Raw genomic sequence first — 11,020 nt, 5'->3', positions numbered from 1 at the left:
ATAGCGTAGTACAAATGATGAGTAAACACACCAACATGGGCACCAACATGAATGAAAATACAGGCGTAACGGCTCGCGCGACGGATCGTATCGAAGCGCTGTATCCCGCCACGCCGATCCAGGAAGGGATTCTTTTCCATGCTGTCGAGGACGAGACCCGCCCCATTTATATCGTCCAGTTGGTGCTCAATCTGCTAGGGGAGGTCGATGCCCAGCGCCTCGAGCGCGCCTGGAATGCCGTGATCGCCCGCCATCAATCCTTGCGTACGGCGTTTGCCTGGCGCCGGGTCAAACGGCCCACGCAGGTTGTCTATCGCGAGATCAAGGTCGAACTGCAGGTGCACGACTTCAATGCTGCTGCCAATGACGCTGCAGCGCGCTTTTTAGAGGCCGAGCGCGCAACGGCGTTTGTCCTGTCGCGCGCGCCATTAATGCGTGTGAGCCTGCTGCGCTTGCCGGAAAACGTCAACGCCATCGTCTGGACCCACCACCACCTGTTGCTCGACGGCTGGTCCGTCGCCAGCGTGATGCGCGAAGTGATGGAGCAGTACGCCGGCGGCGCACCAAAGGCCGCCGGGCCGCAGTATCGCGACTATATGGAGTGGATGGACGCCCAGCCGCGCGGCGCGGCGCGTGCCTTCTGGAGCGCGCAGCTGGCCGGCTTCGACTCGCCCGTCAGTTTGATTGCGCCGGACCGGGCCGCCAGCAATAGCTCATGGTGCAGCGATGCCGAGGCCAGCGCCTGGCTCGGCGAAGACGCGACGGAGCGCTTGCGCCGCTTCGCGCGCGAACAACAGATCACGCCGGGCACGGTGGTGCTCGGGGCCTGGGCGCTGCTGCTGGCGGCGGCCAGCGGTTGCGACGAGGTGCTGTTCGGTATGGCGTCTTCGGGCCGGCCGGCGGACTTGCCCGGCATCGAAGCGGTGGTCGGCATGTGCGTCACCAGCTTGCCCCTGCGGGTGCGGGTAGGCGCCGACCAGGGCGTCATTGCGTGGTTGCAGGCCATCGGCGAGCAGGTTGGCGGCATGCAGGAGCACCAGCATCTGGCCATTGGCGAGCTGGCCGAATTGACCCTGGTGCCGCGCCGGCGCCAAATGTTCGACCACGTGGTGGCCTTTGAAAACTATCCAATGGCCGAGACATTCGATGCCATTCCCGCCGACTGGAAGCTGGCGAGCCTGGAACTGCACCAGCGCAGCAATTATCCTTACGGACTGATTGTGGTCCCCGGCGCGCGCACCGAGCTGCGCTTTCCCTATGACCGCAAGGCCATGGCGACGGCCGAGGCCGAGGAGCGCCTGGTTCAATTGACGACGCTGATCGGCGCGCTGTCGGACGGGCGCATTGCAACTTTGGGCGACGCCTGGGCCATGCTGGCGCCGGCGCCGCCCGTAGCTGCGCTGATCGACGCGCCTGACGCCTGGGCGACATTGGTCGCCACCGGCCTGGATGCAACCGCTTCCGGGCGGGCGCTGGGCGCGCGTGCGCGCATGCTTGCGGCGGCGCTTGAGCAGGCCGGGCATTCTTGCGACAGCCCGCTCGGCCTTGTGCCAACGCTGCCCGAAGATCTGCTGGTCGGCCTGATCGCCGCCACGCTGCGCGGCAGCGACGTCATGCTGCTCGCGCCGCACGCGCAGGCACCGGCGCTGTGCCGCATGATTGTTTGCGATCAGGAGCCGTCCGTATCCACAGTCGGTGGCCCAAGCTTCATCGGCTGGCCAGCCACGGACGCCGGCACCGACGCCGCGCCCTGCACCAACGAAGCGGTGCGGGCGATCCGTGTCGGGCTCCAGGAGAGCGTGGATGGCAGCTGGACGATGCTGCCGGTGGCGGCGCTCTTTGCGCAATTTCACGCGCTGGCAGCCGGCTGGGCTCCGCGCGCCGGTGAACGGGCGGTGCTCGTATGCCGCGCCCCGGAATTGAGAAATGCCCTCATGTTGGCGCTGCCGCTGGCGTGCGGCGCCGAGACGACGGTGCTCCATCACGCAGCCGACAATACGCTGAGCAGCGTACGCGCAGCCGTGTCGCAGACGCGGGCCGCCTGGGTGTGGACCGATCTGGTCGAGACGAGCGGCGGCGCCGAGTTGGACAGGTGCGTGCGGCCGCGGGTGTGGGCGCAATTGCGTTCCTGGAGCGACGTTGGGCAGATTGACGATGCGGTCCAAGGCCACAGCGCCGTGGCAATCTATGCATGCCCTTACAGCGGCTTGCCGGCGTGGGTGGAAAGCGTCACGGCAAACCCGGACAACAGTGCGCCGCAAATTGACGCCCGCGCCCCACATTGGTCCGTGGTGCGCGTTGGCGCCCAAGGCGGGCGCGATGCCGCGCGGCTCGGGACGGGCAAATTGGCGATCAGCCTTCGCCCTGTGGATTCGCCCGCTTTGCCGCTTGTGGAAATGCAGGTACAGGTGCGCCAGCTGGCCGATGGACGCCTGCTTCGGACCGGCGGCGCCAGCTTAGTTGAGTGGCTGGACGGTAAGGCGGTGGACATGGCGGCGCTGGCCGGCGCCTGCCAGCGCGCAGCGCGGCCCTTTGACCTGGCGCTGGGAAGCCGGGTTGGCTGCGACGGGCGGCGCCGCATGCTGGCCTGGACTGTCGGCGGTGAGCCGCGCGAGCTGCTCGGCGCTGAATTTCCGGTTGCCGGGATTGACGCCACATCGCTGATCTGGGTCCCGCTCGCCCACCTGCCACGCAATGGCGCCGGTGAAGTTGATATCGACGCGTTGAACGTGTTGCCGGCGCCTGGCGAGGCCGAACTGAATGACTGGCTTGCGCGCGTCTCCCCGGACTCGCAGGAAGCCCCGCGCATCCGATTGCGCGCGGTGCTCCCGGCAGACGACGCTGGCGTGGCGGCCGAAGGCCTGGCCGGCCCTGCGCTGGCCGCGCCGGGCGCTGGCGCACCGGTCGCGCCCGTGCCGGCGGTGCTGGTCGAGCAGGGCGGCGAAGCGCTGCTCGATGGCGGCCCCGCCTTGCCGTCCGCGATCGATGGCGGCATGGCGCACATGCTGTTGCTGTGCGCCGAGCGCCACGGGCGCAGCGTACTGCGCTTTTTTGCCGCCGATGCAAGCGACGACCAATCGAGCACACTGCGTGCGTTGTTCTCCGACGCCTTGCGGCTGGCCCAGGAACTGAAGGCCGGCGCTTTGACGCCGGGCGCCCATGTCCTTTTGCAGTGCGACAGCGAGCACGCCGTGCTGCAGGCGCTGTGGGCGTCGATCCTGATCGGCGCGGTGCCGCTGGTGCTGCCGCTGGTGCGGGCAGGCGAGGGGGACCCGGCCATGCGCCGCATGGCACAGGTACTTGAAGTGCTGGACGACGCCGTCATCGTCGTGCATGCGAAACAGACCGAGGTTCGCCGCCAGTGCACCGACCTGCTGGCGCCCTGCGGCGCCCGCATTGTCGTTCTCACCGGTGGCAGCGAGCCGCTGCGGGCCGAGGCTGTATCGAAGCGCGCGGGCGCGGATCTGCTATGCCTGCAACTGACCTCCGGTTCCACCGGGCGTCCCAAATTGGTACCGCTTAGCCACGACAACGTGTTGGCGCAAATCGCGGCAGCAGTGGACTGCAATGGTTTCAATGCCGCCGACGTGAGCCTGAACTGGGTCGCGATGGACCATGTCGCCCCCATCATGCACCACTTGCGCGACACCGTTTCCGGGTGCGAGCAGATCTTCGTTGCCACCAGCCGCGTCATCGGCGCGCCGTCCACCTGGCTCGACCTGGTGGATGCATTCGGCGTTACGCAGATGTGGTCGCCCAATTTTGGCCTCAAGCTGCTCAACGCCGAATTGCGCGACGCGCCGGCCGGGCGCTGGAACCTGTCGCACGTGCGCGGCTTTATCAATGCGGGGGAACAGAATTCCTACGCTGCCGTGGCCGAGTTCATCGCGCTCGCGGGCCGGCAAGGCTTTGATGCGGCGGCAATGCGCCCCGCATTCGGCATGGCCGAACTGTGCACCGGCATCACATTTGCCACCGGCTTCGTTCTTGAGCAGGCCTGGCTGCGCCCGGCCGGCTCGGCGTCGGCCTTCGCCAGCCTGGGAGGGCCCACGCGCGGCACCAAGATTCGCATCGTCGACGAGCACGCGCAGCTACTTGGCTGCGGCCAGATCGGCCGCCTGCAGGTAAGCGGCCCGAGCATGATGCGCGGTTACCTGCGCGACGAACAGGCCAACCGCGCAGCGTTCACGGGCGACGGCTGGTTCGATACCGGCGACCTGGGTTTCATCGGCAACGGCAAGTTGTGCCTGACCGGCAGGTCGAAGGAAATCTTGTGCATACGCGGCGTGAACATTCCCTGCGTCGACGTGGAAGAGGTCATGGAACGGGTGGCCGGCGTGGCCGCCACGTTCACGGCGGCAGTGGCCGTTCCCGGCAGCGCCGATGGCGAAGAGCAGCTGGCCGTGTTCTATGTCGGCACCCCAGGCAGCGACGCGGCGAGCACCGCACAGGCGATCCGGCGCGAGGTGACCGTGGGCCTGGGTGTGCACCCGTCTCACGTGCTGGCGCTGGCGGAGGGCGCCTTTCCCAAGACGTCCAGCGGCAAAGTGCAGCGCGCGCAACTGCGCGAGCGCTTCGTGCGCGGCGAGTATGACGCACTAATGCCGGCCGGCGCGGCGCCGGCTGAAACTGACGATACAGTCGGCAACTGGCTGTTCCAGCGCGAATGGACGCGCCGTGCAACGCCGGCGCGCCTGTTCGGGCGCCGCGCCGGTGCCATCGTGCTGCTGCATGACGGCGGCGCCGAAGCGCTGGCCTGCGTTTCGCGGCTGCGCAAGGCAGGATGGACCGTCAGTGCTGCCGTCGCCCCGTTGGCAGACGACCTGGCGCTGCCGGCTTGGCGCGTGGTGCTGGACGCAGCCCTGGCGGAGCAGGGACAGGAGCGCAGCGTGCGCGTCGTGCGCTGGCTGGGTCAGGACGCAGCGCACGGGCGCGACGGCGCGGGCGATTGGGCGCATGCCGCGCGCGCCACTGCGGCCAACTTGCTGGGATTGGTGCGCGCCGTACTTGAGCGGGCCGACCGGGGTGTTGTTGCACTTGATGTGCTTACCCATGGCGCCTGGGCTGTCGTTGGCGGCGACGCTGTGCGTGGCGGTGCTGCCGCCTGCCGTGGCCTGCTGCGCACCGTCGCACAGGAGTACCCTGACCTCCAGGTGCGCCAGATCGACTTGCCGGCGGTGCTTGACGAAACAGTGCGCTGCGCGCTCGACGCAGAACTGCTGGCCGGCGATTGCCAGGACCAGGTGGCATTGCGTGCCTGCGGGCGGCATGTCGCCGGCCTGGCTGCGGTGCCTTTGCAGATGCTCATGGACCGGGCATGGCCTCGCGGGGCGAGCTGGATCGTCAGCGGGGGCCTGGGTGGCATCGCCTTCGAGGTATGCCGCTGGATCGCGGCGCAACATCAAGGACGTTTCATCTTGCTGGGCCGGCGCGCGCCGCAAGAGGCTTATTCCGCGCTGGCCAGGCTCAAGGCCGAAGGCGTGCAATGCACGTATCGCGCGGTGGACGTGGCTGACGCGCCCGCGCTGCAGGCGGCGGTGGCCAGCGCGCATGCGGAGCTTGGCGGTGAACTGGGCGGCGTCTTCCATCTCGCCGCTGAAGTTGGCGAAGCTGCGCTGGCCGACACCGGCATGGCGCATCTGATTGCCGCGTTTGACGCCCGCCTGCGCGGCGCCGTGCAGCTGCAGCGAATTGCGGCCAACTGGACCGGCCCGGTGGCTGCAAAGCCCCTGTTCATCATGTTCGGCTCCGTTAACGGCTGGGGCGGGGGCATCAACACGCTCGCCTATTCGGCTGCCTGCAGTTCGCTCGAGGCGGTGGCCGAGGACGCGGCCGGCGTCTTGCCTGCGCCATGGCGCAAGTTGGCCATTGGCTGGTCCTCGTGGGAAGACACCGGCTTGAGCCGCGACACGGTCACGCGCGCCATGCTGGCGCGGCGTTCTCTGGTGCTGCTCCGCCCGCGGCAGGCGATTGCGCTGCTGGCAGCGGCAGTCCAGTCCCCCGCGGCGGTGGTGTTCGCCGGCCTGTCGGCCACGCGTCCCGCAGTGCTGGCTCGGCTGCGCCATGGCAGTGTTCAGGCGCCGCAGGTCGAGGTGGACGATGCCGCGCTGGCAGCTTGCAGCGTGCCCCTCACCGACGCCTTCGGGCGCAAGGTGGCCGTGGTTCACATGGCGGGCGCTATGGCGGATTCGACCCCGGCGCAGTGGGCCGAGGGTTCGGTCGGCGCGCGCGTGGAATCCGTCTGGCGCGAAGTGCTCAATGTGACCGGCCGTTTGCGGGCCGATGACGACTTCTTTACCCTGGGCGGTCACTCCTTGCTGGCCACCCAGGTGGTCTCGCAGGTGCGCCAGAAGTTTGGCATCGACTTGCCCGGCAAGGTGTTGTTCGACCACTCGACGCTGATCGCGTTCTGTGCGCAGGTGGAGCAACTGCTGGACCAGGTGGCGGTCGGCGACGACGACGGTGCAGCGCCAGGCTTGGCCCTTCAGGCCCATGCCTGGGCGGCTGGCGAAGAAGCGCAGGCGTCATTCGCCCAGCAGCGACTGTGGCTGCTGGACCAGATGCAGCCTGGCGACCCGTTCTACAACATCGTGGCGGCGGTCGCGCTGCGCGGCGCGCTCGACGTGGCGGCGCTGGAAGGCGCTTTGCAGGCAATCGTCAACCGGCACGAAGCACTGCGCACCCATTTCGAGACCCGGCAAGGAGTTCTGGTGCAGATGGTGGCGCCGCACCTGCAGCTGGCGCTGCGCGCGCGCCAGGTGGAAGGCGATAACGACGCGTCCAGGTGGGCCCACGCGCACGCGCTGATGCGCCAGGAAGCCTTGCTGCCCTTCGACCTGGGCGCCGGACCGCTGCTGCGCGTGCAGCTCCTCGGACTTGACGCCGGCACCCATGTGCTGGTGCTGTCGATGCACCACATTGTCTCGGACCTGTGGTCGATGGGCGTGTTCGTGCGCGAACTGACGGCCCTGTACGAGCAAGCCGTCACGGGCCGGGCGGCGGCGCTGCCGGCGCCGGTGCTGCAATACCGCGATTTCGCGCGCTGGCAGCATGGCTATCTGCAGGGCGACGTGCTGCGCAAGCAGCTGGACCACTGGACCGACCTGCTGGGCGGCGAGCTGCCGGTGCTGGAGCTACCGCTGGACCGGCCGCGCCCGGCCGTGCAAAGCATGCGCGGAGCAACGCTGCGCTTTACTGTGGACGAAGAAGTACGCCTGGGCCTGGCCAAGCTGGCCAGGGCCGGCTCGGGCACGCTGTTCATGGTGCTGCTGGCCGCGTTCAAGGTTTTGCTGATGCGCTGGAGCGGGCAGCAGGACGTGGTGGTCGGCTCGCCGATTGCCAACCGCAACCGGCGCGAAATTGAAGAACTGATCGGCTTTTTTGTCAACACGCTGGTGCTGCGCACCGAGCTCGGAGGCGACCCGAGCTTCGAACAGCTGGTGCAGCGGGTGCGCGAAGGCGCGCTGCAGGCCTTTGCGCACCAGGACCTGCCGTTCGAGCGGCTGGTGGAAGAATTGCAGCCGCACCGCGAAGCAAACTACACGCCGCTGTTTCGCGTCATGTTCGCATTGCAGAATGCCCCGCTGGGCAATCTGACGCTGCCCGGCCTGGAGCTGGAACGGCTGGAAGTTCGCAGCGGCAGCGCCAAGTTCGACCTGACGCTGTTCATGTGGGAAGAGGCGCAGGGGCTGACGGGCGAGGTGGAATACAGCAGCGACCTGTTCGACGCCGCAACCATCGAACGGCTGGTAGCGGCCATGCGAGGCTTGCTGGCCGAAGTGGTGCGCACGCCGCAGGCGCGCCTTTCGCAGCTGGGCCGCGAGCATGGCGCCGCGCGCGCGCAGCTGCTGCTTGGCTGGAACGACACCGACATGGCGTACGAGGCCGACGCCAGCGTGCACGCGCTGGTGGAACGCCAGGCGCGCTTGCGCCCCGATGCGGTGGCGCTGGAACAGGGCACCCAAAAAATCAGCTACGGCGAACTTGATGCACAGGCCAACCGCCTGGCGCGCTACCTGCGCAGCAGCGGCGTCAAGCCGGGAGCGCGGGTGGCGGTTTGCCTGGAGCGTTCGCCGCTCCAGGTCGTGGCGCTGCTGGCGATCCTCAAGGCTGGCGCGGCGTATGTGCCGCTGGACGGCAGTTATCCGGCCGAGCGCCTGCGCCACATGCTGGCGGACTCGCAGGCGGGCCTGCTGCTGACCGAGCGCGCATGGGCCGGGCAGATGGCCGCCGCCAGCTTGCCCGACTGCCGCGAAGTGCTGCTCGACGAGTGCACCGAGCAGGTGCGGGCCGAGTCGTCCGCGCCACTGCAAGAAGCAGTCCCCGCGCAGGCACTGGCCTACGTAATCTATACCTCCGGTTCGAGCGGCCAGCCCAAGGGCGTGGCGGTGACGCACCGGGGCGTGCTGCGCCTCGTCACGGCGACCGACTACATCGCCTTTGGCGCGCAGCAGGTAATGCTGGCCGCAGCACCTGTCAGCTTTGACGCTTCGACCTTTGAGCTGTGGGGCGCGCTGGCGCATGGCGCCCGGCTGATATTGGCTGGCGCCGGTCGCCAGTCGCTGGCCGAACTGGGGGAACTGGTGCGTCGGCATGAAGTCTCCACGCTGTGGCTGACCGCGCCGCTGTTTCACCTGATGATCGAGGAAGGCGCGCACTATCTGCAAGGCGTCAGGCAGCTCATCGCCGGTGGCGACGCGCTGTCGGCAACCGTGGTGCGCAAGGCGCGCCAACTGCTGCCCGACTGCCGGCTGGTCAACGGCTACGGGCCGACCGAAACCACCACCTTTGCCTGCACCTTTGATACAGCGCTGCTGGCGCCGGACGCGGCCACGGTGCCGATCGGCAGGCCGATCGCCAACACCCGCGCCTATGTGCTGGACGTTGACGGCGAACCGGTCGCGCTGGGCGTGGCGGGCGAACTTTATCTGGGCGGCGCCGGCCTGGCCTGGGGCTACCTGGGGCATAGCGCGCTGACGGCCGAGCGTTTCGTGCCCGACGCGTTCGGGCCGCACCCAGGTGCGCGACTGTACCGCACCGGTGACCGGGCGCGCTGGCGCGCCGACGGGCAGCTTGAATTCATGGGCCGGCTGGACCAGCAGGTCAAGGTGCGCGGGCACCGGGTGGAGCTGGGCGAAATTGAAAGCGCACTGCGCGAGCATCCGGCCGTCAAAGATGCGGTGGCGACGGTGCGCGAAGACAGCCCTGGCGAAAAACGCCTGGTGGCGTATGTGGTGCCGCAGCTGGAAAAGGCGCTCGAACAAGTAGAGCAGGGCGAGAACGAGCCGGAGCTGGGGAACCGCCAGGTGGCCGAATGGCAGGAACTGTATGAGCAGTCGGTGTACGCCGGCGGCGCGCAGGCGGGCGAAGCGCAGGCCGAAGAATTTGCGCTGAGCGGCTGGAACAGCAGTTACACGGGCGAGCCGATCGACGTGTGGCAAATGCGCGAATGGGTGCAGGCGACGGTTGACCGGATCGGCGCATTGGGCGCGCGCAGCGCATGGGAAATTGGCTGCGGCACCGGCTTGCTGCTGCTGCGCCTTGCCAGCGCCACCGAGCACTACCTGGGTACCGATTTCGCACAGGGCGCGCTGGACTATGTGGAACGGCGCGCGGGCGCACTGGGCTTAGGCCAGGTGACGCTGGAACGCCGGCTGGCCGACTGCTTCGACGGCATGCCGGCACGGCGCTTCGACACGGTTGTGCTGAATTCGATCGTGCAGTACTTCCCCGACCGCGCCTATATGGACCGGGTGCTGGAAGGGGCGCTCGACGCCGTGGCCGATGGCGGCACGGTGTTCATTGGCGACGTGCGCAGCCTGCCGCTGCTCGAGACGTTCCACGCGTCGGTGCAATCGTGGCAGGCCGCAGGCGGCACGCCAGCCGGACAGCTGCGCGAGCGCGTGGCGCGCCAGATGGCGATGGAAAAGGAGCTGGTACTCTCGCCCGCTTATTTCCTGGACCTGGCACTGCGCCTGGGACGCGTGGCGCACGTGGAAGTGCTGCACAAGCACGGCCACGCCAGCAACGAACTGACCGGTTACCGCTACGATGTGGTACTGCACGTCGGTCCCAAGCAGGAAGGCGCCGTGCTGGCGCTGGACTGGCTGGACTGGCGCGAAGCCAAACTGGATGAAGCAGGCCTGCGCGCGCTGCTGGAGAGCCAGTCGCCGACGGTGGCCCGGCTGGGACTGGCGCGCATCCCGAACGCGCGCATGGTGGCCGACGCGGCGCTGGCGCGCGCATTACAGGAAGCCGGTTCCGAGGTGCCGCTGGCACGCCTGCAGGAACAAGCGGCAGATGCGGCGCAAGGTGCGTCCCAACCGCAGGCGCTGGTGGAGCTGGCCCGTGAACTGGGTTGGACGGCGCGGCTGCGCTGGAGTGGTGCGCAGCAGGACGAGACCTGCTTCGACCTGGTGCTGGAGCGCGTCGGAGCGGCGCCCGCATGGATCGCGCCGCGGGCGCTGCCCGCTGCCGGCTGGGTGGCGAGCAACCAGCCACTGGCAGGACAGATGATGGAAGAGCTGCTGCCGGCACTGCGCGTGCATCTGCAAGCACGGTTGCCGGAATACGCGCAGCCGGGCGCGCTGGTGCTGCTCGAGTGGCTGCCCACCACGGCCAATGGCAAGGTGGACTACCGGCGCCTGCCGGCGCCAAAAGGCGCTGGCAGTACCCAGGAACGGGTGGAGCCGCGCAACGCGCTGGAGCAGGAGCTGGCGCAGATTTGGTCGCAGCTGCTGCGGGTGGAACGCATCGGCGTGCACGACAATTTCTTTGAACTGGGCGGCCATTCGCTGCTCGCCATCCAGGGCATTGCCCGCATCCGGGAACGGCTGCAGGTCGATGTGCCGCTCCAGGTTTGCTTTGCCAACCCCACGCTGGAAGGGCTGGCACGGGCGGTGGAGGAAGTCCGGGCCACAGTGGCTGCGGCCCCCGCCGCGCCGCGCATCACGCGCTTGGACCGCAAGGCGACGATACGTCCGGTGCCGGCTGCCCCGAAGCGCTGAACCGCATGCACCAC

Annotated in this window: 1 protein-coding gene; it reads left to right on the top strand. The window is 68.4% G+C overall.

What is annotated here, in order from left to right; all coding sequences use genetic code 11:
• Positions 1-47 precede the first annotated feature (47 nt).
• Positions 48-11,006: an amino acid adenylation domain-containing protein gene (locus tag ACP7D4_RS16780; RefSeq protein ID WP_426210230.1), complete on the top strand. Its 10,959-nt coding sequence runs from the start codon at positions 48-50 to the stop codon at positions 11,004-11,006.
• The last annotated feature ends 14 nt before the right edge of the window (positions 11,007-11,020 follow it).

It is taken from the genome of Massilia sp. TWP1-3-3 (assembly GCF_049897805.1).
Classification (GTDB): Bacteria; Pseudomonadota; Gammaproteobacteria; order Burkholderiales; family Burkholderiaceae_D; genus Telluria_A.
The sequence above is the reverse complement of the archived record's forward strand: the minus strand, read 5'-3'. Positions and strand labels throughout refer to the sequence as shown.